The organism is Methylophaga sp. OBS4 (assembly GCF_026319305.1).
GTDB lineage: Bacteria > Pseudomonadota > Gammaproteobacteria > Nitrosococcales > Methylophagaceae > Methylophaga.
The window spans coordinates 1-22,062 of sequence record NZ_JAPDMV010000030.1; the positions used below are offsets into that span (position 1 = coordinate 1).

Annotated in this window: 21 protein-coding genes; 10 read left to right on the forward strand and 11 right to left on the reverse strand. The window is 48.8% G+C overall.

Annotation, left to right across the window (positions count from 1 at the left end):
• On the reverse strand, positions 1–569 hold a 569-nt coding region (locus OMP95_RS09865), incomplete at its 3' end, for a TetR/AcrR family transcriptional regulator (RefSeq protein WP_266328334.1).
• A gap of 98 nt (positions 570–667) precedes the next feature.
• Here OMP95_RS09865 and OMP95_RS09870 point away from each other — a divergent pair.
• The 3 genes from OMP95_RS09870 (at position 668) to OMP95_RS09880 (ending at position 3,000) form a co-directional block, all read left to right on the forward strand.
• Positions 668–1,150: a nuclear transport factor 2 family protein gene (locus OMP95_RS09870; RefSeq protein WP_266328336.1), complete on the forward strand. Its 483-nt coding sequence runs from the start codon at positions 668–670 to the stop codon at positions 1,148–1,150.
• Between the two features lie 275 nt (positions 1,151–1,425).
• Positions 1,426–2,208 (forward strand): class D beta-lactamase, encoded by a 783-nt coding sequence (gene blaOXA / locus OMP95_RS09875; RefSeq protein WP_266328338.1) that lies wholly within the window; start codon positions 1,426–1,428, stop codon positions 2,206–2,208.
• An 81-nt stretch (positions 2,209–2,289) separates the two neighbouring features.
• On the forward strand, positions 2,290–3,000 hold the full coding sequence (locus OMP95_RS09880) for an esterase/lipase family protein (protein ID WP_266328340.1): 711 nt from the start codon (positions 2,290–2,292) through the stop codon (positions 2,998–3,000).
• Here the strand turns inward: OMP95_RS09880 and OMP95_RS09885 are convergent.
• Positions 2,960–4,234, reverse strand: a complete 1,275-nt coding sequence (locus tag OMP95_RS09885) for an O-acetylhomoserine aminocarboxypropyltransferase/cysteine synthase family protein (protein ID WP_266328342.1) — start codon at positions 4,232–4,234, stop codon at positions 2,960–2,962. The two genes, OMP95_RS09880 and OMP95_RS09885, sit on opposite strands and share 41 nt — an antisense overlap.
• Positions 4,235–4,682: 448 nt before the next feature.
• On the opposite strand from OMP95_RS09885, the gene OMP95_RS09890 reads away from it, so the two are divergent.
• Complete coding sequence (locus OMP95_RS09890; RefSeq protein ID WP_266328344.1) at positions 4,683–4,964, forward strand: peptidylprolyl isomerase; 282 nt, start codon at positions 4,683–4,685, stop codon at positions 4,962–4,964.
• A gap of 74 nt (positions 4,965–5,038) precedes the next feature.
• Here OMP95_RS09890 and OMP95_RS09895 read toward each other — a convergent pair whose 3' ends face one another.
• A complete protein-coding gene (locus tag OMP95_RS09895; protein ID WP_266328346.1) occupies positions 5,039–5,332 on the reverse strand; it encodes a hypothetical protein in 294 nt (97 codons plus the stop codon).
• A gap of 566 nt (positions 5,333–5,898) precedes the next feature.
• Between OMP95_RS09895 and OMP95_RS09900 the strand changes: the two genes are divergently transcribed.
• The 4 genes from OMP95_RS09900 (at position 5,899) to OMP95_RS09915 (ending at position 10,807) form a co-directional block, all read left to right on the forward strand.
• The gene (locus OMP95_RS09900; protein WP_266328348.1) at positions 5,899–6,372 is read left to right on the forward strand and encodes a YiiD C-terminal domain-containing protein; all 474 of its coding nucleotides are present in this window, start codon (positions 5,899–5,901) and stop codon (positions 6,370–6,372) included.
• Positions 6,373–6,535: 163 nt separating this feature from the next.
• Positions 6,536–7,051: an RNA polymerase sigma factor gene (locus OMP95_RS09905; protein WP_266328350.1), complete on the forward strand. Its 516-nt coding sequence runs from the start codon at positions 6,536–6,538 to the stop codon at positions 7,049–7,051.
• A gap of 199 nt (positions 7,052–7,250) precedes the next feature.
• On the forward strand, positions 7,251–8,228 hold the full coding sequence (locus OMP95_RS09910; RefSeq protein ID WP_266328352.1) for a FecR family protein: 978 nt from the start codon (positions 7,251–7,253) through the stop codon (positions 8,226–8,228).
• Between the two features lie 170 nt (positions 8,229–8,398).
• Entirely contained in the window at positions 8,399–10,807 is a 2,409-nt protein-coding gene (locus tag OMP95_RS09915; RefSeq protein ID WP_266328354.1) for a TonB-dependent receptor domain-containing protein, read from the forward strand.
• 99 nt (positions 10,808–10,906) lie between these two features.
• Here the strand turns inward: OMP95_RS09915 and dinG are convergent, their stop codons facing one another.
• Positions 10,907–13,003: an ATP-dependent DNA helicase DinG gene (gene dinG, locus OMP95_RS09920; protein WP_266328356.1), complete on the reverse strand. Its 2,097-nt coding sequence runs from the start codon at positions 13,001–13,003 to the stop codon at positions 10,907–10,909.
• A 411-nt stretch (positions 13,004–13,414) separates the two neighbouring features.
• On the opposite strand from dinG, the gene OMP95_RS09925 reads away from it, so the two are divergent.
• Together OMP95_RS09925 and OMP95_RS09930 are read left to right on the forward strand one after the other, a co-directional pair.
• On the forward strand, positions 13,415–14,368 hold the full coding sequence (locus OMP95_RS09925; protein ID WP_266328358.1) for a 1-phosphofructokinase family hexose kinase: 954 nt from the start codon (positions 13,415–13,417) through the stop codon (positions 14,366–14,368).
• A 135-nt stretch (positions 14,369–14,503) separates the two neighbouring features.
• Positions 14,504–15,097, forward strand: coding sequence for a hypothetical protein (locus OMP95_RS09930; RefSeq protein WP_266328360.1), 594 nt, complete (start codon positions 14,504–14,506; stop codon positions 15,095–15,097).
• Between the two features lie 268 nt (positions 15,098–15,365).
• On the opposite strand, the gene OMP95_RS09935 is transcribed toward OMP95_RS09930, so the two are convergent.
• The 7 genes from OMP95_RS09935 to OMP95_RS09965 are packed head-to-tail and all read right to left on the reverse strand — an operon-like array spanning position 15,366 to position 21,973.
• Positions 15,366–15,869: a hypothetical protein gene (locus tag OMP95_RS09935; RefSeq protein ID WP_266328362.1), complete on the reverse strand. Its 504-nt coding sequence runs from the start codon at positions 15,867–15,869 to the stop codon at positions 15,366–15,368.
• Between the two features lie 60 nt (positions 15,870–15,929).
• On the reverse strand, positions 15,930–17,666 hold the full coding sequence (gene recJ, locus OMP95_RS09940; RefSeq protein ID WP_266328364.1) for a single-stranded-DNA-specific exonuclease RecJ: 1,737 nt from the start codon (positions 17,664–17,666) through the stop codon (positions 15,930–15,932).
• On the reverse strand, positions 17,663–18,607 hold the full coding sequence (locus OMP95_RS09945; protein WP_266328366.1) for a hypothetical protein: 945 nt from the start codon (positions 18,605–18,607) through the stop codon (positions 17,663–17,665). Before OMP95_RS09945 ends, recJ begins: the two co-directional genes overlap by 4 nt.
• Positions 18,600–19,358 (reverse strand): DnaA regulatory inactivator Hda, encoded by a 759-nt coding sequence (gene hda / locus OMP95_RS09950; RefSeq protein ID WP_266328368.1) that lies wholly within the window; start codon positions 19,356–19,358, stop codon positions 18,600–18,602. Before hda ends, OMP95_RS09945 begins: the two co-directional genes overlap by 8 nt.
• Positions 19,318–20,388: an AI-2E family transporter gene (locus tag OMP95_RS09955; protein WP_266328370.1), complete on the reverse strand. Its 1,071-nt coding sequence runs from the start codon at positions 20,386–20,388 to the stop codon at positions 19,318–19,320. Before OMP95_RS09955 ends, hda begins: the two co-directional genes overlap by 41 nt.
• On the reverse strand, positions 20,361–20,918 hold the full coding sequence (locus OMP95_RS09960; RefSeq protein ID WP_266328372.1) for a CDP-alcohol phosphatidyltransferase family protein: 558 nt from the start codon (positions 20,916–20,918) through the stop codon (positions 20,361–20,363). Before OMP95_RS09960 ends, OMP95_RS09955 begins: the two co-directional genes overlap by 28 nt.
• A complete protein-coding gene (locus tag OMP95_RS09965; protein ID WP_266328374.1) occupies positions 20,915–21,973 on the reverse strand; it encodes a DUF2066 domain-containing protein in 1,059 nt (352 codons plus the stop codon). Before OMP95_RS09965 ends, OMP95_RS09960 begins: the two co-directional genes overlap by 4 nt.
• Positions 21,974–22,062: the final 89 nt, after the last annotated feature.

The following is a 22,062-nucleotide window of genomic DNA, read 5'->3' on the forward strand; positions in this document are numbered from 1 at the left end:
CTACTATTGTTGAACAATTGCAGGGCCAGTTGCCTGGCTTTATGCGCAGCCAATTTATCGCCCTGCACCTGTGCCAGCACAATCGCCCCTTCTTTAAGTAACACCAACGCATCAACCAGCTCTTGCTGCTTCTCGGTTGCTATATTCATTGCCTTTAATTGCGTCTGAATCAGTTCGCGTACCCGCTGCTTATGATTATTACATTGCTGATGAATGGGTGATTCAGGATCGCCGTACTCGGCACAGGTATTAATAAAAAAGCAGCCATTAAAGTCATCCAGACTTGCCACCCGGTTATTAAACCAGTCATCCAAGGCATGAAACATAGCCAGCAACGCTTGTTCCCCTGGCTCATATTGATTCATCCGGCTCTCCAACCAGTTATAAAACCGCTGATCCCGATAGTCCAGAACCGCCGTCACCAGCGCCTCTTTGCTGGCAAAATGGCTGTATAACGTTTTTTTTGCCACCTCTGCCTGTTGCAGAATCTGATTAATACCCACGGCATGGATACCAAACCGATAAAACAATGAGAAGGCGGCCTCCACCAATTGCTGTCGCTTGTCCATCTTTGGCTCTGTGTTGCTTTATATAAAATCATGTTGACATGAGTAGACAGGTTTGTCTACCCTAAAAGAGACAAATCGGTCTACTTTTATCAGGAGTTATGATGAACAATACTAACGAATCAAAACCACCCTTCCCGCCTTTTGATCTGGAAACCGCCACGCAGAAAGTGCGAATGGCTGAAAATGCCTGGAACAGCAAAAACCCGGAAAAAGTATCGCTGGCTTATACCGCTGACAGCCAGTGGCGCAACCGTGCCGAGTTCCCGCAGGGCCGCGAACAAATCAAGGCCTTTTTACAAAAAAAATGGGTGCGTGAACTGGATTACCGCCTGGTAAAAGAACTATGGGCATATAAAGACAATCGTATTGCCGTACGGTTTGCCTATGAATGGCATGATGAGGCCGGTAACTGGTTTCGTTCCTACGGTAATGAGAACTGGGAGTTTGATAAAAACGGCCTGATGAAAACCCGTTTTGCCAGTATCAACGATATGCCCATAGCAGAAAACGATAGAAAACTGCAGTGGCCACAGGGACCTCGTCCGGATGATTATCCGAGTCTGACTGAATTAGGGTTATAGGCTGGAAAAATATTGATGCGTTCACGTTATATGGGGCGATTCTATTGCCCCATATACAAATATACCGAAATAACCTGGGACGTTCGTATAACCAATACTAATCCTGTTTGAACTTATTACGCTCTATCTGCAGAAAACCATTACAGGCTTCAATACCGTCAGTATTTAAGACTGCAACAACAGAACAGCTGGAGATATCAGTTTCACAAAGGCGCCACACAAATGCTGGTCGCCAAAATGCTATAAGCTAGTTCATTTTTCATCAGGGAATGGAGATGAAATTTTTTATCAGTCTTATTTTACTGTTGATCAGCGCAGAGACCTTTGCTGTCGAGTGGCAGGATAATCAGCAAATCAGCCAATTATTTAGCGAGGCCGGTATTAACGGGACCTTCGTAGTATTCGACATCAAAAATCAGCGCCTTACCGGTCATAACCGGCAACGGGCTCATAGCCGTTATATCCCCGCCTCTACTTTTAAAATCACCAACACACTGATCGGACTCGCCGCCGGTTCAGTCAGCAATGTCGATGAAATCCTGCCGTATGGCGGCCAGCCACAACCTTTCAAAGCCTGGGAACAGGATATGAGTTTGCGTGAGGCGATCAAAATATCCAATGTACCGATCTATCAGGAACTGGCCAGGTGCACCGGTTTGCAACAAATGCAGGATTCAGTCACCCGCATCGGCTATGGCAATAATGATATCGGCAACAGAGTGGATAACTTCTGGCTGCGAGGGCCGCTGAAAATCAGTGCCGTTGAACAAACACAAATGCTTGCCCGTCTGGCGCAAAAACAATTACCGTTTGAAAAAGCCCAACAACAGGCTGTACACGATATTATTGAGCTGGAACACGGTGAAAACTGGGTTTTATATGGCAAAACCGGTTGGGCTAACGCACCTGATGCCGGTGTCGGCTGGTGGGTGGGCTGGCTGCAGAAAGATAAAGCTATTTATCCTTTTGCCTTTAATATGGACATGCAACAACTTGAAGACGCCCCGAAACGTATCGAAATCGGTAAAGCCAGTCTAAAGATTCTGGGGCTGCTCTAAATACAAGAAACAGTTATTTTCCGTTCCGCTTTATATCAAAGTGTATAAAAACAGCCTTGTAGTAAAGGGTAAACCCGCAAAATGAATCCGGCTTTTTACTGTTCTGATAATATCGCTGCAGAAAAACAAGAAAGTGTGATTCTGCTTCATGGTCTGCTCCGCAGCTACCGTTCGATGAACAAACTGGAAAAGGCATTACAGCAGGCTGGTTACCACACCATTAACTGTGATTACCAGTCCAGCAGATATTCAATCGAAGCACTGAGTGAGGCTGCTATTCCCGCCACTTTGTCACGATGTCCGCCGGATATAACAGTCCATTTTGTCACCCATTCACTGGGCGGGATTTTATTACGTCATTACCTGCGCAATCATCAAATAGACAACTTGGGCCGGGTGGTGATGCTGGCACCGCCCAATAAAGGCAGTGAACTTGCTGACTGGCTGAAACCTTATTGGCTCTATAGACGTATTTTCGGTCCCACAGGCATGCAGCTGGGGACCGAACCATCCAGTTTTGTGAATCAACTAGGCGATGCAAACTTTGAGCTTGGCGTTATTGCAGGTACCCGCGCCATCAACCTGCTTTTCGCTCCCGTGTTGCCTCAGCCGAATGATGGTACTGTCACAGTAGCCAGCACCAAGCTGGAAGGGATGACTGATCATATCAGCCTGCCTGCCAGCCATCCGTTTATAATGCGTAATAAACAGGTGATCAGGCAAGTGCTGAATTTCCTCAAAGATGGTCGTTTCAATCAAGTTCAGCAAAGGCCTGTTCCAGATCAGCAATAATATCGTCGATATGCTCAATCCCGATACTCAAACGCAACATTTCCGCAGTAACACCTGCCGCAACCAGTTCATGTTGTTCCAGTTGCCGATGAGTGGTTGAGGCCGGATGACAAGCCAGCGTTTTGGTGTCACCAATATTAACCAGACGTTTAATCATCTTCAGCGCATCATAGAATTTCACACCGGCTTCGAAACCGCCCTTGATTCCAAAAGTCAGGATAGACGAGGGTTTACCTGCGAAATATTTCTGTGCCAAAGCATAATATTTATCTCCGGGTAAACCGGCATAATTGACCCAGTCCACCTTGGAGTGGTGGGCCAGGTAACGTGCCACTGCTATCGCATTATCGCAATGGCGTTCCATGCGTAATGGCAGGGTTTCGATACCCTGCAACAACAGAAAGGCGTTCATCGGCGATAACGCTGAACCGGTATTTCTGAGCGGTACCGTGCGGGCTCTGGCGATATAAGCGGCTTCACCAAACTGTTCGGTATAGACCACACCATGATAAGCCGCCTCCGGTTCGTTAAGCATGGCAAAACGTTGTTTATGCTCAGCCCAGGGAAAGCGTCCGGAGTCGACAATAATACCGCCCAGTGTGGTGCCATGACCGCCCATATATTTAGTCAAAGAATGCACAACGATATCGGCGCCAAAAGCGATAGGGTTGAATAAAGCCGGCGTCGCCACAGTGTTATCGACAATTAACGGCACGCCGCCAGCATGGGCTGCCTCGGCAACAGCGTCGATATCGACAATATTGCCCGCAGGATTACCAATAGATTCACAAAACACGGCCTTGGTGTTGTGATCGATAAGTTTCGCCATATCCGCGGCCTTGTCACTGTCAGCAAAACGAACCTCTATTCCCAGCTTGGGCAGCATGTGCGCAAATAAAGTGTAGGTTCCGCCATACAGTTGCGGCGTAGTGATAATGTTATCGCCAGCTTCGGCAATGGTGATGATGGCATAATGAATCGCTGCGCTGCCTGCCGATACCGCCAGTGCTGCCAGCCCGCCTTCCAGTGCAGCCACCCGTTTCTCCAACACATCCCAGGTCGGATTCATAATACGGCTGTAGATATTCCCCGGAACATCGAGATTAAATAAATCAGCACCATGCTGGGCATTATCAAACTCGTAAGCCACAGTCTGATAAATCGGTACTGCACAGGACTTGGTTACCGGATCAGTCTCATATCCCTCATGTATGCACAGCGTTTCTTTTTGCATGACTCTTATCCTTTTTCGGCGTTGAAAAAACTCAAACTCAACACTAGGGCCTGTTTATCTTTCATATCCACCACTGCTGGAGGCTATTTTTGTGCCTGGCAAGGCGGAAAGAGTGCCGTGTAGCTGACCTACATAAACGATTGACAACGTAGCCGGGCGCAAAAATAGCCCCAGCCCTCCGGGTTGTGGCTGAAAAAGCGCCACTCTGCGTTGCTCGTCGTTTGTTTAGAATAACTAAACTGCTCTCCTCGCGCCTTGATTGACGCTTTTTCAGCTCACAACAGAGGCGGAGATGAAAGATAAACAGGCCCTAGCTACAACCTTAAAATGGCACGCAACCCGTTTCTAAAGCAAGCGTTCGAATCAATAAATAAACAAAATAACGGCCACTGCCAGACGACCGGACTTAACTGTTATAATGAATATTTTATCCAAATCGGGAATTATCATGGCTAAAGCAACTGCAAGACATATTCTGGTCGACAGTGAAGAAATCTGTCAGGAACTGAAACGTGAAATCGAACAAGGCGCGGATTTCGCCGACATTGCCAAAGAGCACTCATCCTGCCCATCAGGCCGCAGCGGCGGTGATCTGGGTGAATTCGGTCCCGGCATGATGGTGCCTGAATTCGATAAAGTCGTATTCTCAGCACCGGTCAATACCGTACAAGGCCCGGTTAAAACCCAGTTTGGTTATCATCTGCTGGAAGTCACCAGCCGCAGCGAATAATTAACCATCTGCAAACATAAAAAAAACCCCGACATAAATGCCGGGGTTTTTTTATTGCATGAATGATTGGAAATTTAAGAGTTGCGTGCTTTAACTTGTTTGTAAGCATCACTTATCGGATTGAACTCTTGAGATCGCAGCAAAGACTTTTGACTATCCAATTGTAATTTAAATGATAATTTCGCCTGCTCGTCATGTGCTTTTATTTGCTGATAACGGTCGGAGAAGAAATTAAAAGCCTGTGGACGCAGCTGTTGTTTCTGCAATTGCAACTGTTCAGAAAAACTTAATGTATTCATTGCTGCAAAAGCCGGCGCTGACAGTAGCGTCAATGATACCAAAGTGCTCAGGATTGCTTTTTTCATCATTATCCTCCTTGTTTGTATTGAGCACCAGAATAGGTAGCTCAACTAACTGAAAATCGTATGGGCTGTTCCACACTGTTGCTTATGATACTGCCTGCGACCGTCAATCCTTGCAGCAAGACCTCCCATACATTGAGGAAAACATTCCCATAATGCGGTTCTTGTGAACTAATCAGGCTTTTGTAACGACATCAGAGGCGAATCAATAGGCTCTAACTCTGAGGGATCCCCACAAATTTCAGAACAATTCCAGATGCCTCCACGGAGCCTGCCCTGAGCGAAGCCGAAGGGGCCACATGACCACTTTCGACTCACTGCAAGGCTCTAGAGTATAAAAGGTGTCACCCTGAGCGTCAGCCGAAGGGTCTAGAGCTGGCAATATCACATTTGACGATCTCAGACAATTTAATAACTAGATGATTTTTATATATTATTCGTGGGAACTCCTCAGACTCTAACTCAGTTTGACACCTGCAGTGCACATGGAGTGGTAACATTTATACAGAGATCCAACGGTCGCAATCTTCGCTACTTTGACGGCGTCAAAAAACAGCATAAAGACAAAGACTATGAACCTTGATGAAGTAAATGCCTATATCCATAAACAGATCCCGCTCACTTCAGCGCTCGCTGTCACAGTCGCCAGTTATGATAGCCAGAGCGTAAAACTGGATGTACCTCTGACCCCTAACTTGAATCATCGTGATACCGCTTTCGGCGGCAGCTTGGCGGCAGTGGGAATCTTAGCGGGCTGGAGCCTGTTATTTATAAAATTCAAGGAAATGAACCTGTCCGCACGGCTGGTGATTCAAAAGAGTCAGTTTGATTTCACCGCCCCTGTCGACAGTGACTTCCATGCAATTTGCAGTTTACCTGATGATAAACACTGGCAACTGTTTCTAAATACATTCCAACGCCGGGGGCGTGCCCGCATCACCTTACGTTCGCAGATTGAGTTTGCCGGAAATGACGGCGGCAAACATGAAGGCGTTTATGTCGCGGTAAGACTTCAAACCGCAGAGCAGGACTCGATAATCAAATAAAGAGTTGACCTTTAGATAATAATGATTATCATTACCATTTGATTTTATCAGCAAACTATCAGGACACACGCTGTGCAAAAATTCAAACGGTCCTGCTTGAATATAGCAAGTTCGGTATATGTCCCTCTTCACCGCTACCAGCCATAGAGGGATATGATTACAGATGTCCCGTGATCCCGAGTCGAAGCTGTTAACCGTATTTACACATTGTTACGACGATTTAAAGGCATTTATAGCCCGTAGATTCGGCTGTGCATTGCTGGCTGATGACGTCGTGCAAGAAACCTGGTTACGGGTACAACGCATATCGCCGCTACAGACAATTAAACAGCCACGTGCCTATTTATTCAGAATCGCATCCAATCTCGCCACTGACCAGCTGCGTTCAGAACAATCACGCCGCCACTATATCAGTGATGAGCCCGTTCCGGAAAGTCTGGTCAGCGACATGCCGTCGCCGGAAACAGTGCTTGACTATCAGCAACGCCTGATTATCCTGCAACAAGCAATTGAAGAACTGCCACCACGTTGCCGGGAAGTATTTCTGCTCCACAAATTCAAGAACATGTCGCACACGGAAATTGCAAAACAACTGAATATTTCGCGCAATATGGTAGAAAAACATGTGATTCGAGCGCTCACCCACTGCCGTAACCATCTGCAACAAGCGCTTCAATAACTGGATAATTAAAATATGATGTTACTCAGCCTGGTACTTACACTTACCAATTATGACTGTTTCAGCGAGCAAGCGCCTTGCCGGGAAGCTGTTGAATTCCTGGGTCATAACTTACTTGTTTAAGTGCTGACTTAAATTGACAGAGCCCATCCGGACTGACATATGAATTTTGCTGACCATAAGATTTGGACCAGGTTACATGACACGTTCTCATTTTGATAAAACCATTGCTGATGAAGCCGTCATCTGGTTCGCCAAGCTGCAGTCAGACACACTGACTGAAGCACAACGGCAACAGTTTGAAGAGTGGCGCTCTCGTAGTCAGCGACATGCACAGGAGTTTGAACAGGTCGGTAAGATCTGGCTCGATTTTGATGGCCTGGAAACCTGGGCCAATAAAGAACTTGAACAACGACAGTCTAAACCGTCCCCCTCCCCCAACAAGATATGGAAGCCAGCTTTTACTGCTGTATTTACGCTGTTGTTTATCCTGATAGGTAGCAGTAGCTATTATTGGCCACCCGGTCCACTGACTATACTCACCAGTGATTACCACACCACGACCGGTGAGATACAGACACTGACCTTAACTGACGGTTCAACCATCTCGCTTGACAGCATCTCTGCTGTCTCTGTCGACTATTCACAGCATGCCCGGCAACTGACATTACATCAGGGTCGCGCCCTGTTTGTCGTGGCCCCCGATCCAGATCGCCCTTTCACAGTGGCTGCGGAAAATGGCACGGCCCTGGCGTTAGGCACCGTCTTTGAAGTATTTAAAAAGCCGGAACAGGTATCTATCACTGTCATTGAAAGTTCAGTTCAGGTTGATTATGACAATGCAAGCAAAACACTCAGCCCCGGTCAGCGTGTTAATTATGATTCGGATACCGGTTTATCAGCTATAGAAAAAGTCGACCACCATCAGATAACGGCCTGGCAAAGAGGCAAACTCATATTTAATGACCAACCACTCGCTGACGTTATTGATACGCTTAACCGTTACCGTCAAGGCAGGATTATCATTCTCGATCAGTCACTACGAACATTACGTGTCAGTGGTATGTTCGATATTCAAGATCCGGAAGCCGTTTTACTGGCATTACAGGATGTGCTCCCTATTCGCCGTTACCAGTTAACCCGTTATTTGACAGTGCTTGAGCACTCGCAAACCTGATCTGAGTTTCCACAGGGTCTGTTGGCGTTTCACCTTCAGATCCCGGTCTTTATTTCCTGCAATGCAAAAATTTTTTATTTCGATGTCAGGGATCAGGACTTGGCAACCGTCTTAATGATAATAAGAAGCAATATGTTTTTATTTATCTTTAATGGGAGCAAGCATTTAAAATGAAACAAACGTTTGAGAACAAAAAGAAATTGAAAGTCTTATCGCCACATTACCGTGCACAAAAAGCCGGACAACTGCTATTAATGAGTGCGACATTACTTATACCCGGCGTCATTCATGCACAAGACACCACAACACTCAACAACACCAAACAACAAACGGCACAAAACAAATCATTCCAGTTTGCTGTCCCTTCCCAGTCGCTCAGTACCGCCCTGACCCGGTTTGGAGAAATAACCAATCTACAGCTGCTGTACGATGCAGCGTTAACACGAGATAAGGTTTCCCGGAGTCTGTCGGGGCGTTATACGCCTGAACAGGCATTGAAGCTGATGCTGGCAGGGACAGGATTACAAGCGCGTATTACAGCATCCGGAGCAGTGACACTGGATTTGGCACCAATAACCGAAATGGAGACCGTGGTGTTACCCGAGGTCACAGTCAACTCCAGCCGCTGGTTGAATAATCTGACCGATACCCCGCAGGCGGCAACCGTCATCACCCGTGAGCAAATCGAAAAACAATCCGCCTTAACCTCAGATCTGGGTGACATTCTGGCCAAGCACGTGCCTGGGCTGGGTACCAGTACTGAAGGTTTCACCGATGTCGGTCAGACTTTACGTGGCCGTGATCTGTTTGTTTTGATCGACGGTGTGCCTCAAACCATCTCGCTACGTAATGGCCAACGCAACTTAAGAACCATCGATCCGGCAGCCATTGAACGTGTCGAAGTATTACGCGGTTCTTCAAGTATTTACGGTTTGGGCGGTACGGGCGGTGTGATCAATATCATCACCAGAAAAGCCAAGGACGGACCAGCTCAATTCCACACTGATGTCACTTTGGGCTTTGCCCCCACTGATGTCAGTGACAGCCTGCGCAAACGTGTCACCCAGTCCGTTTCAGGCAGCCACGAACAATTTGATTACACATTCAATGCATCGGCTGAAAAAAACGGTCTGTTTTTTGACGGCGAAGGCGATATCATCCCTCCCGACCCCAACGGTCAGGGCGGTCTGGCGGACGCGACAAGCTACAACCTGCTCGGGAAGGTGGGGTGGGATATCGATGCACAGCAGCGCTTGGAAATATCAAGCAACTACTATGAGCTAGAACAGGATACCAATTATATCCTGCAAAACGGTATCACCGGCGAGGAAAAAACGATTGCTGTCAGAGGCGATGCCGGCGGCAAGAATATGAAGATGGAAAATCTGCAGCTGAACCTGAAATACAGCCACCAAGACATCTTGGGCAGCAAGGTCAGCACCCAGGTTTATTATCGTGACTATATGACCCGTTTCGGTTTCTTTCCTGACCCTATCTACCCTGGCGGTGGGCAGTCATTCCTGGACTCTCAGCGTACCGGGGCGCGCCTGGATATCGAAACCCCTTTCTCATCGGGCCGCGTGCTCTGGGGTGTGGATCTACTCCATGAAAAAACAGCGCAACCTCTGGAAGACGGACGCTTCTTCACCCCCGAAATGGAGCAAGATACCATCGGTCCGTTTTTGCAGGCCGAATATGATTTGACCAATAGGCTGGTTATCCATGGCGGTGCCCGCTACGAGACTATCCGCTTTAAAGTCGATGACTACACCACGCTCAGTGGCGCTGATGTAGAAGGCGGCAAGCTGAACTACCACGACACGGTATTCAATGCCGGTGCAGTGTATTACCTGACCGATGAAATCAACACGTTTGCTTCATTCTCTCAGGGCTTTACCGTGCCGGAAATTGGTCGAATCCTGCGTAACATTAAGGCTGATTCATCGGTAGATACCATTCGGCCCGAACCACAAGTCGTAGACAACTATGAAATAGGTATCCGCGGCAACTGGTCCAAAATACAGACCAGTTTGTCCTTGTTTTACAGCGAATCCGATCTGGGAACCGGGCTTACCAGCCCTTCATCACCCAGCGATCCGATCGAGGTAGTACGTGCACCGGAACGTATTTATGGTGTGGAAGCTACCGTTGACCTGCAACCCTTCGAGCAATGGGCCACCGGCGGCACAGTGAGCTGGTCTGAAGGCAAGCAGGATACCGATGATGACGGCAGTTTCGATACCCATTTGCTGGGCAACCGTATTGCGCCACTCAAGGCAACGGCTTATATCGAGCACCAAACCCTGCCCAACTGGCATAACCGCCTGCAACTGTTGTACTCTGGGCATCGTGACAAATTTGAGGGAGAGAGTGGTTTCGGCAAAGGTGAAGTGGACAACTACACGCTGCTGGATTTAATCAGCACGGTTCAGTTCAGCAACGGCAGCTTGAATATAGGCGTCAAAAATCTGCTCGACGAACAGTATTTCCCGGTCATTTCACAAATGTATAACTTCGACAATCGTTATTCTGCCGGACAGGGCCGTACGGTAAGCGCCACCTATTCCATTGATTGGTAAAGCAACTATGTCACGGGTAATGGCCTGTCAGCCATTACCCGTGTTGCTCTTCTTAGCTTCATACAGCATGACACTGCATTTTGAGGTAGTTGGGGTATATCAGTCCATCAAGCGATAATCAGGCAGGTGCTGTAGCAGTTGTTTGCCATAACCTTTGGTCAGCAGCCGCCTGTCCAGAATAGTAATACGACCGGAGTCGGTTTCTTTACGCAGCAAACGGCCACAGGCCTGAATCAGTTTGACACTGACTGCAGGTAAGGATAACGCCGTAAAGGGTTGTCCGCCTCGACGGATAATCCATTCCTGTTTGGCCTGTTCTATCGGGCGGGTAAAGACCGGAAACGGCAGTTTGGTAATAATCACATGGGTACATAAATTACCGGGCAGATCGATGCCTTCGGCAAACCGGTCCATACCAAAAATAATACTGCCATGCCCCGCTTCTATCTGTCTGATATGCCTGAGCACCATATTCTTCGGCGACAAAGTATCGCCCTGTATCAACACCATCGCCGCCAGTTCAGCTGGCAGTTGCCGGTAAACGTCTTCCATCACCTGCCGTGAGGTAAACAACACCAGTGTCGCTTCAGCAGTATCAATAATTTCAGCCAGCTTGCTGACCACCTCTCCCCGCCATTCTTTGTGCTGCTCATTAGGCAGATATTGCATTGCCGGCAGGTTCAAAGTGGCCTGGTCGTTATAGTTGAAAGGTGATCGCACCGCCAGAAAATGCTGCTCATCAAAACGATGCAGCCCGCAATCCATACGAAAACGGTGGAACAAGCCCATGCCCCGTAAAGTGGCCGATGTCAGCACCACGCCATAAGCCCTCATCCACAGGCTGCGATCGAGAAAATAGGCCGCGGTCATCGGTCCGGCATGTATCACCAGCGTTTTCTGTTTGGCAAAGGTTTCTACCGACAGCCATCTGACATTAGGCGGACGCTCGATCTTATCCGGCTCCAGAAACAGCCCCATAAAATCGATCAGGTAGCCAAAAATATTCTGTACTGCGCCGACCTGTGGCAACAAGGCCTCACCGACCTTGTTGGAAAGCAGGGTTTTCTCCAGCCCTTCCTTGATCCACTTGGCTATCAACGAATAATGTTTGTAAATATTATTAGCGCGCTGCAATAAGCCCTGACTGGGTGTCACCAGTGCATTGACCAAAGGGCTCTGCCAGAAAATACGGGGTTCGCTGATGCGTTCCTCCAATAAATCATGCACCAGGCTGTCATTCTGCAATAGGGTTTCCATGTGTTGCAGATGGTTTATCACTGCAGGCAAATCCCGTCTCAGTTCCGCAAACAGGTAACCGAAATCATGCTGACGGAATGCCAGCGCCGAAGGCAGCTTTTTCAGAACACTGTCGGCGGTTTCGGTGGTTTGATACAGCTGGGCAAAATTCAGCGCCTTGGCCGCATGATCCAGCGCTTTTCTCGGCAGGTTATGGGCCTCGTCAAATACAAACAAAACATCTTCCGGATTCGGCAACACCAGCCCGCCGCCCAGATCGGCATCGCTCAATATCAAATCATGATTAGCCACAATCACCTGGGCACTGCTCATTTCCCGGCGCAGTTTGTAATAAGGACAGCGCAGATAAAAAGAACAACTTTTACCGGCACAGCCTTCTGAATCGGTTGAAACCTGCTGCCACAAATCTGCCTCGATTTTATCGCGGCGGCTGTCCCTGTCACCGTCCCAGCGCTCCGACTCCCAGTCGGCCAGTAACTGTTTGCCATGCGCGACTTGCAGCATCCGCCGGTATTTATCATCCACATCCAGCCCCAGTTCCTGCTGGCCCGATAACACCACCAGTTGACTGAGTTTGCTGGGACAAAGATAACGACGGCGGCCCTTGATCTGGACAAATTTGATTGGCTGCTCCAGTGCGGCGGAAAACTGCGGCAGATCTTTTTGCATCAACTGCTGCTGCAAATTCACCGTGGCGGTGCTGATAACCAGCATCTTTTTGTTTTCAAGCGCCGCGGCAATCGTGCCGCTAAGATACGCCAGCGTTTTTCCGACCCCGGTCGGGGCCTCAACCACGGCAACACGTTGTTGCGACGGACGTTGCAACACTTTGGCGATAAACTCGCTCATGTCGAGTTGTTGTGGCCGGGCCTTGAAGTCCGGCATTGCGGTTTCAATGCGCTCGAATATTTTGCTTACCACCGACTTAGGATCAGACATGACAGGTCAGCGCGCAGCAACAGAGTTGCTCACAGGGTTGGGCTCTAAAACCGGCGACTACGGCTGACATAAGGTTTAACTTTAAATGCAAACCTGTATTGTCCTTATCCACCCTGCTTAATTCAACCTAAGATGCACATAAGAAGCTTTTAGCCCATTCGCATGAAAGTTCAGCCATAGTATTCGCTCTTCGACGAGCTCAGAGCGAACGGTACTGAGAGGGAGCCGTTCGTGCTGAGCCTGTCGAAGCATGAACCTGTCGAAGCATGAACAACAACTAAGGTACAGGCTCTACGGGAATAAATGATTTCACCATATGAGCTATCCAAACCTCAGGTTAATTCAATGTTTTGTTACCAACCAAAGGCGACTTCTTTTACACTGTACAAAAATCGGCTTCAGGAGTTTTTCATGGCATCCACACCCAAACGTCCGGTCACCGCCCTCTGTCTCCACCCTGCCCTGGATGTGACCTATCATGTCGACCGCCTGATTCCCGAACAAAAATCACGCGCCGACGCGGCCCGCCACGATCCGGGGGGCAACGGCATCAATATCGGCCGCGCCATGAAGCGAATGAATATCGAGGCCCACACATTCTGCGTGATTGCCGGGGCAGTCGGGCAAATCGTCAAAGATCTGCTGGAACAGCAGTTGAACCATGTTGTATACGAAGAAGTATCAGGTGAAACGCGGATCAACACTGCCATCATCGAAGTCGAAACCAGAACGCAATACCAGGTCATCGGGGGCGGTACCGATATTCCCCAAACCCAGCTTGAAAGCGTGGTAGAAAACTTTCTTAAGGTCTCAGATGCCGGCTACGGCATTATTACCGGCTCCTTCCAGCCCAATGTACCCAAAACCTTGTATGCCGATCTCGTCAACCGCATTAATGAGCAGGGAGGCCGGGCGGTCGTCGACAGTCACGGTGAAGTGCTCAGACACGCGATTGCCGCCAAACCTTTTTTAATCAAACCCAACAAATACGAACTCGAAACCCTGCTCCACGTGCGGCTGCGTTCACTGGAAGCCATTGCTCATACCGCCCGCCAGATCCAACGTGGAGGTGTTGAACATGTCTGCGTATCGCTGAGTTCTGATGGAGCCTTGCTGGTCAGTCCTGACAACAGCTATTACGCCAAGGCTTTGGATGTGCCGGTCAACACCACGGTCGGCGCCGGTGACTCGATGGTTGCCGGGCTGGTCGCCGGGTTCGGCCTGGCCGAAGACCCTCAAGAAGCGTTACGACATGCCATTGCCTGTGGTGCAGGAACCGTCATGCACCCCGGCACCGAACTGTTTACAGGTCATGAACTGGAGGATTTCCGTAAGCGTGTGAAAATCACTACGCTGGATATTTAAGATTTGATAAGACAGATTATTCCTTCTTTTCGCTTGATTATGTATTTACAGGGAATTATTGTCCGTATATATCCAAAAATTACAGGGAATTTTTGTTCCTCTTATTAATAATGTTAAGTTTCATCTGGATCGAGTATGGACGAAAAAGTAAAAGCATCCTGGGAAAGAGCACTTCACCCAGATAGGCTTAAAGAAAACATCATCACAGCCTCGATATTTTCGATGGCTTTTGAAATGCTCAAAAGTAGCATTATTGAGAAAATAGAAGGCTTCTTCACAAATGGATTTGATGCAAATGGGATGATTGTTAGTCCAGAATACAAGGAGAAAGTCCTTTCTCTGAACAGAAGCCCTCTTTATGCATCATTGAAATGGCTGCAAGATATGAATGCCATTGATGATGAAGATATGAAAAAATTCGAGCATATCAAGAGGTGCCGTAACACTCTGGCGCACGAGATGCTTACGTTTGCCGCATCCGGCGCAGATTTCGATGTCGCTGAAGCATTCGATGAAATGATAGGCCTTCTACGAAAAATAGAAATCTGGTGGTTTGAAAACTTAGAAATGGCAATAGGCCCAGAAGCCTATCCTGAAGGTCTGGATTTAGGGCAAGTTATTCCCGGCCCAGTATGGAGTCTTAAAATGCTTATAGATGTCGCGTTAGGGCCGGAGGAAGAAGCACGTAAATATTATGATTACTTCGTTGCAAACGCAGGAAAAACTTAAGATATTTAGGATATTTAGGGTCAGTGTAAAAACTAGCCGTCCGGCTAATGAGAAATCATGCATTGACTGGGCGCAGAGTTACTCCAATGAAACGAGGTCAAAAGTTAAAAAATGGATAATTTTTACACTGACCCTAAATATCCTAAATATCTAAATCAGCAAAAACAGGGTTCTTTATTGAGCAGAAATACACTTATTCTGCTTGACGTGGGGAGTCATACCAACGCTTTATTCAGCCGACGCGTCAGTGATCGGCTGGAAAAACTTGTTAATGTTTCGTTTCGTATTTATTAATTATTGAATTAGCTTTGGATTTGGCTAAATTCCAATAGAAAGTGAGTTCTGTTGGTTCAAGAATCTTTTCATGGCATTCGGAAGCGATAGTCTCCCGACACATATACTGGTCTCCGGGTGTTAAGACGTACTCGCATTCATGAACAGTGCACAAAGGAATTTGCTCAACAGAAGAAAAACCGTTTTCGTGATCTATGACGCGCCATTTGAAGCCTGAATCTTCGATTAAAAATTTTTTTGTTTCCGGCTGAGTATCTTTGGTTTTATTACGACTTGAAAAATGAACGTAACAAATTCCAGTGAATGTACAAAGTATCACCAACCAAACTGGCGCATCGTAACTAAGATTCTGAATTAATAAATCAATAGTTCCTGTGACCACCGAGACTAAAACCGGCACAGTAACAATGGCAATGATAACTGCTATAAATGCGTTCTGAATTAGAGCAGACAGAAAGTTTTTGAAAATTTTTCTCATTACTTACTTTTTAAAAAGATGATCCCTCAGGGCCAGAGTACTTGAAACTTGTTTGACACCTCAAACCGGCTGCAATAAATCATCGACCAAAAATTGCAAACTTTTATTGTCGCGGAACTCATTGACCGCCAGCCGGTAACGGATCAAAACTGATCGTCCTGTTTGTAGCCAGTCGGGTTTCTGTTGCCGGAAGGCCATGGCGGTCACCAGGCTGTTATCGTTAAGGCGCAGGCTTAATCGCAGGTGATCGCTTTCCTGCCCGACCAGTCGCCAATCTTCGACCATAAAACAGCCATGAAACCGGGGTTCTTCAAACCCCTGCCCCCACGGTGCCGCCTGCGGCAGCATTTCCGCCAGTTGCAGATTGATTTCTGCACCGGCCAGTTCACCATCTGAATGCAGGGTTTGCAGGTAAACTTCAGGCTCAACCATGCTCGTCAGCGCCTGTTCAAACAGGGCCGTAAACTCAGCCAGATCGTCGGCTTTAATAGTCATGCCTGCCGCCATGGCATGGCCACCAAAACGTTGTAATAAAGCGGGGTTATTAGCCGCAACCCGTGCCAGCACATCGCGGATATGCACACCGGGAATCGACCGCGCTGAACCTTTTATTTCACCTTCATTGCCGGGTGCAAATGCGATCACCGGACGGTGCAGTTTTTCCTTGATGCGCGAGGCCAGCAAACCGATCACGCCCTGATGCCAGTCCGGATCAAACAGGCAATAACCCGGGGCTTTTTCAGCGTCTTGCAAATCCAGCTTAGCCAACATTGCCAGCGCATCCTGTTGCATATTCTGCTCGACCGATCGTCTTTCCAGGTTGATCTGATCCAGCATGGTGGCAAGGGTTAAAGACTGCTCGAAATCATCGCTGAGCAACAGCGCAATGCCCAGCCCCATATCTTCCATGCGGCCAGCGGCATTCAAACGCGGCGCAATACTGTAACCGAGATCGGGCGAAGCCAAGCTGGCAGTCTCACGACCGGCAATTTGGGCTAACGCCCTGATCCCGGCACAGCCCATCCCGCGACGAATACGTTTGAGTCCCATATCCACCAATGTGCGGTTGAGCTGATCCAGTGGCACCACATCGGCAACGGTGCCCAAAGCCACAATATCCAGCCAATCAATCAGTCGCGGTTCCGTCAGTTGTTGCGACTCAAACCAGCCTGCATCACGCAAATGCTGCCGCAGCCCCAACAGCAGATAAAAACACACCCCGACACCGGCCATATTCTTTGAGGGAAACTCATCGCCAGGTTGGTTGGGATTGATAATAGCTTCAGCCGCAGGCAACTGCTCGCCGGCCAAGTGATGATCGGTTACCAGCACTTTAATACCCCGCTGCCGGGCGGCGGCGACGCCGGCAACGGCGGCAATACCGTTATCAACGGTCAGCAATAAATCTGGCTGGTCTTCAAGCGGAATGTCATTCAGTAATTCCGGGGTCAGCCCGTAACCGTGGATAAAACGATTGGGCACGATAAAATCAATCTGCTGTAACCCCATGGCTTTAAGGCCACGCATCGCCAACGCACAACTGGTCGCGCCATCACTATCAAAGTCGGCCACCACCGTGACTTTCCACTGCTGTTCGAGCGCCTCGCTCAGCAATATCACGGCCTGTTCCATACCCAGCATCTGTTGCGGACGGGGTAAATCAGCCAATTCGTATGTGAGCAAGTCAACTTGCTTCACACCTCTGGCTGCCATTACCCGGCGCAGACAATCCGGCCAGCTGTCCGGCAACTGCTGCCAGCCGTTGCAATCACGTTCAATAATTTGAATCTGATTCATTTCCAGAATCTCCAGCTGTCCAGCGAACTCAGACTGTACTGGCCCCACTCGGGCACGATCAAGTTCAACCGTTTTATTTTCCAGCTTCGCAGCAACTGCCAGCCGGGTTTGAACCAATCCAGCTCCATTTGTTCGAGTTGCCGTTGCCAGTCGTTTTGCCAGTTCAGTGTTTCCATCACATGCAGCTTCATGCCGCCGCGATCGTTAAGCACCGCTTCAAGACTATCTGCTGCAGGTTGATACGTTGAACCACTCAGTTGGCACAATTTATCTAAAAAAACGTGTTGGCCACTGACTGTCTGCCAGTGTTGCCAGTTGTCAGGTAATGCCGCAGCGCCCCAGAACCAGAGACTGTTAACCGGCAGTTTGCCTGCGGCTTCCCGTTGCTGATTAAGCGGCAGATCAAATAACAGCATTTGAATTTCGTTCCACAAGCAAATCCACTCTGCGGCCTGCTTGCCTTTAGGCAGATGGTCTGCAACCGGCTGGCCGTCGAGTTCACTTAACGCGGTGAACGCCACTGCCGGCATATCAGCCAGTTCCAGCAGCCATTGCTGCGGTGTTTGTACAATCAGTTTTGCTGAAAATTTTTCCAATAATGGCTGAACAGCCTCGGCCATGATTTGCGCCTCTTGCTGTGTCAGATCCAGTCCCTGGTGGAACACCAGCAAACGGTCTCGATCCGGGTGCAGATAACAGGGATCGGCACAAATTGCTGTTGCGGAATTTTTTCGAAGTTTTGCCACCGGCAAATCATCTGACCAGTTGGTGTGCGGGGCGAACAACTGAAATAAATGTTTGCTCAGACTGGCTGAGTCCGGTTCGAAATGCGCTTTTTGCGTTAAGGTTTTGAGTGTGGCGGGTATGGCGGCACGATTCAGATCCTGGGCAAATAAAGCCGCGAAGTCAGGTAATATCAGGCTCAGGCTGGCCTTAGCCATCCGTCAGCACCTGCCGGATAAACGGAATAGTCAGCCGTCTTTTTGCCTGCAGCGATGCCTTGTCCAGTTTTTGCAGCACGATCATCAACGCCGGCATATCACGGCCATAATGACGTAGCAGATATTGTGCGACATCCTCTGTCATGCTCAAGCCACGTGATTGTGACTGCAAAATCAGCGCCTGCTGTTTTTGTTCATCATTCATGCTGGTCAGCTGATAGACCAGACCGGTTGCCAGCCTGGAGCGCAGATCCGGCAAATTCAATTCAATATTGGCAGGATTGTGTGTCGTCGCTACCAGTAATTTGCCCTTGGCATCATGCAGGCGGTTAAAACAATGAAATAAGGCTTCTTCCCATTCCGCTTCCCCGGCTACCGCCTCCAGGTCATCCAGACATAGCAGATCAGCCTGCTCCAGCGATTGCAAAACCGCGGGCTGCGACGTTTGTTTCAATTCAGCCAGTGACAGATAAATAACCCGAAAGCCCTGACGTTGGACCGCCTCGGCGCAGGCAATCAGCAAATGGGTTTTTCCGGTACCTGTTTCACCGTACAAATAGAGAAAATCAAGATTGTCCAGCTTGCAGAATGCAGCCAGTACGCGCTCGGTTTCAGCTTTGGCAAACAGAAAGTTATCCAGCCGGTAAATTTCCTGCGGGGACAGGCGCAGCGTTAACTGTGTTTTAGCAACAGACATATAAATCAGATTTTCAGGAATAAAGATGACTGCCGACATAACGCTGGTGCGCATGTCGCAGAAGAACCATGATGACTGCCGCTACCGGCAACGCAAGCAATACACCGGTAAACCCAAACAGCTGAGCGCCGGCCAGCACCGCAAAAATAACCGCAACCGGATGCAAACCGATGCGCTCACCGACAAAACGGGGCGTCAGCACCATACCTTCAATGGCCTGCGCCACTGCAAATACAACAGCTACCAGCAGCACCGGCAGCCATTCTCCGAACTGGAAGAACGCTGCCAGACCGGCCAGCACAATGCCCACAATCAAACCCAGATAAGGCACAAAACTGACAACGCTGGCAATCACACCCAGCAACAGCGCCAGTTCCAGGCCAATAAGACTCAGGCCGACGGTATAAATAATTGCCAAAGCCAGCATCACCATTAACTGGCCCCGGATAAACCCCGCGAGCATATCGTCACATTCCAGCGACATTTCAATAAATTTATCTGAATAACGGCGCGGCAGCAGTTCACGAAATCTTGCCACCAGCAAATCCCAGTCGCGAAGCAGATAAAAGGTCAGCACCGGTATCAGCACCAGATTACCCAACCACTGCAGCAGCACCATGCCGGAACGGGTCATGTAGCTGAACACGCCGCCGGCGACCTGTCCAAATTGTGACCAGTAATTGTTCAACGCCTGCTTCAGGGTCTGTAGATTAAATACATCAGTGGGCAGACCCGCTGAAATCAGCCAGGGTTCTATCAGTTGCTGCGCGGTAGTCAGATAACCGGGCAGGTTCGTAAACAAGGCGGCCACCTGGGCACTTAACAACGGCAACAATACCAATAACGTGATCGACACAGAAATAAACAAAACGCCAAACACCACCGTCACCGCGGCAGTGCGTGACAGCTTCCAGTTCTCAAGCCTGTCGACCAGAGGATCGCCCAGATAAGCGAATAATGCCGCGATAAAAAATGGCATCAGCACCGGTGACAGCTGATATAACAGCCAGCCGGATATTATCGTGATGATAACGATGAGCAGTTTGTTGCTATCCGTCATTTTCTTTGTTTGACCTGCCGCCATGCCCGTTTTCCCCATACCAGAACATATTCCGTGCCGCTGTTAATAACACTGGCCACTACCAGCCAGATGCCGATGGTCACCACGAGTTGTAATCCCTGCAACCATTGTTGCTGAATCAGCACCAGTAACACTAATGCGATTTGCAAAGTGGTATTGATTTTGCTGCTCCACAAAGGTGTCAACTCGAACTGCCCGATACAATAGTGATAAACCAGACCGCCACTGATGATAATTAAATCACGTGCCAGAACCAGCCATAACAGCCAAAGCGGCAGTAATCCGAGCCAGGTTAAAGTGGCAAAGCTGGCGACCAGCAGCAGTTTGTCGGCAATGGGGTCCAGAAGAGAACCGAGACGAGATTCCCAATGGAAATGTTTGGCCAGAAACCCATCCAGGCCATCAGAAATCCCGGCTACCGCAAACAGAATCAGCGCCAGCACATACTGCTCCGTCGCCAGCGCCCACACCACGGGCCCGACCAGCACAATGCGCATTATCGAAATAAGATTGGGAATATCTTTGCGGTTCAAGGCAGTAACCGGTAGTGTTTGCCCGCATTGTTGGAATCAAAACTGTTTTCTTCCAACAGCATGCGACCGACCGAAAGTGTCCGCTGCAAAACCTGCCAGTTACCGTTAAAAGCGATATCCAGATCAAGTTTTTGTTCACTGAGATTGATGACACGGATATCGGTGATGTATTCAAGCTGATTCAGGTAAGCCATCAGACGGGAAAAATCAGCATAATCGTTCACATCAGTAATCTGCATAACCAGACGCTGTTCATCGGCCGTTGCGGTGACAACCTGTGTGTATCGACGCGCCATGCGATCAGCCAGCACTCCAATCCCCTGCTGTATTGCCTGGGTTAAATCCCCCTGCGACTGCCAGCGTTCCCGCTCACCGTTGATATCAGCCTGCCAGCGAATTTGCGATCCGCTATCCGTGACGGTCACTCTTGCTGTGAGCAAAACATCGGCACCATAGCGCTGAGACGCCGACTGCACTGCGGCATCATCACCTGTCCAGATATCGTTGAATGTCAGTTGGGCCTGATCCTGCAAATCCATCAGCGGCAGCAGTAATGGCAGCCCTCTTTTGTCGGCTGCAACATTAAGTGGATTGATAATGTCCTGAGGCACGTTTTCCAGCCCCAGTACTTGTTTGTTGTTAGCCTGCTCCAAAGCAATCCAGACCAAGACATCCGGACGGATTGCCCCCCAAATGGGCAATCCCAAATCTTTGAGTGCCTGATTGACACTGTTCGCATTAAAAGTAAGTACCAGGGCTAAATCGTCGGGCCGGGTCAGATCTGCGCTGAGAGCGGTCATACGTTCGTACTGATATTGCTGGCGATATTGCCCGGAGTTGCTTAAGATCGGTGTTAAATCCACTGCGTCCAGCGCAGCACGGTTACCCACGACTTTCAGTATGACTTCTCGCAAAAGTTGCGGCGTCAATTGGTCACGCTCCTGCTCATCTCTCGATGAAACCGAGGTCTGTGACTGGTAGAGATTATTAACCTCAGCGGCATGGCTGCCGCAGGTCAAACTGAGCAAAATTAGAGCAAAAAATAATCGGTGCATTGTGGTATTCTAACACGCTGTTTTCAGCGTGTGACGCTCTTCAGGAAGGTATGATTAAATCTTCGCACGAACAACGTCTTGTATTTGGA

What these genes read in the sequence shown, in the direction of transcription:
- OMP95_RS09925 (WP_266328358.1), top strand. Translation starts at nt 13,415, where the DNA reads ATGGCATCCACACCCAAACGTCCGGTCACCGCCCTCTGTCTCCACCCT.
- OMP95_RS09880 (WP_266328340.1), top strand. Translation starts at nt 2,290, where the DNA reads ATGAATCCGGCTTTTTACTGTTCTGATAATATCGCTGCAGAAAAACAA.
- OMP95_RS09965 (WP_266328374.1), bottom strand. Translation starts at nt 21,973, where the DNA reads ATGCACCGATTATTTTTTGCTCTAATTTTGCTCAGTTTGACCTGCGGC.
- OMP95_RS09895 (WP_266328346.1), bottom strand. Translation starts at nt 5,332, where the DNA reads ATGATGAAAAAAGCAATCCTGAGCACTTTGGTATCATTGACGCTACTG.
- OMP95_RS09885 (WP_266328342.1), bottom strand. Translation starts at nt 4,234, where the DNA reads ATGCAAAAAGAAACGCTGTGCATACATGAGGGATATGAGACTGATCCG.
- OMP95_RS09955 (WP_266328370.1), bottom strand. Translation starts at nt 20,388, where the DNA reads ATGGCGGCAGGTCAAACAAAGAAAATGACGGATAGCAACAAACTGCTC.
- OMP95_RS09905 (WP_266328350.1), top strand. Translation starts at nt 6,536, where the DNA reads ATGTCCCGTGATCCCGAGTCGAAGCTGTTAACCGTATTTACACATTGT.
- OMP95_RS09900 (WP_266328348.1), top strand. Translation starts at nt 5,899, where the DNA reads ATGAACCTTGATGAAGTAAATGCCTATATCCATAAACAGATCCCGCTC.
- OMP95_RS09870 (WP_266328336.1), top strand. Translation starts at nt 668, where the DNA reads ATGATGAACAATACTAACGAATCAAAACCACCCTTCCCGCCTTTTGAT.
- OMP95_RS09930 (WP_266328360.1), top strand. Translation starts at nt 14,504, where the DNA reads ATGGACGAAAAAGTAAAAGCATCCTGGGAAAGAGCACTTCACCCAGAT.
- OMP95_RS09890 (WP_266328344.1), top strand. Translation starts at nt 4,683, where the DNA reads ATGGCTAAAGCAACTGCAAGACATATTCTGGTCGACAGTGAAGAAATC.
- OMP95_RS09915 (WP_266328354.1), top strand. Translation starts at nt 8,399, where the DNA reads ATGAAACAAACGTTTGAGAACAAAAAGAAATTGAAAGTCTTATCGCCA.
- dinG (WP_266328356.1), bottom strand. Translation starts at nt 13,003, where the DNA reads ATGTCTGATCCTAAGTCGGTGGTAAGCAAAATATTCGAGCGCATTGAA.
- OMP95_RS09910 (WP_266328352.1), top strand. Translation starts at nt 7,251, where the DNA reads ATGACACGTTCTCATTTTGATAAAACCATTGCTGATGAAGCCGTCATC.
- hda (WP_266328368.1), bottom strand. Translation starts at nt 19,358, where the DNA reads ATGCGCACCAGCGTTATGTCGGCAGTCATCTTTATTCCTGAAAATCTG.
- OMP95_RS09945 (WP_266328366.1), bottom strand. Translation starts at nt 18,607, where the DNA reads ATGGCTAAGGCCAGCCTGAGCCTGATATTACCTGACTTCGCGGCTTTA.
- blaOXA (WP_266328338.1), top strand. Translation starts at nt 1,426, where the DNA reads ATGAAATTTTTTATCAGTCTTATTTTACTGTTGATCAGCGCAGAGACC.
- OMP95_RS09935 (WP_266328362.1), bottom strand. Translation starts at nt 15,869, where the DNA reads ATGAGAAAAATTTTCAAAAACTTTCTGTCTGCTCTAATTCAGAACGCA.
- recJ (WP_266328364.1), bottom strand. Translation starts at nt 17,666, where the DNA reads ATGAATCAGATTCAAATTATTGAACGTGATTGCAACGGCTGGCAGCAG.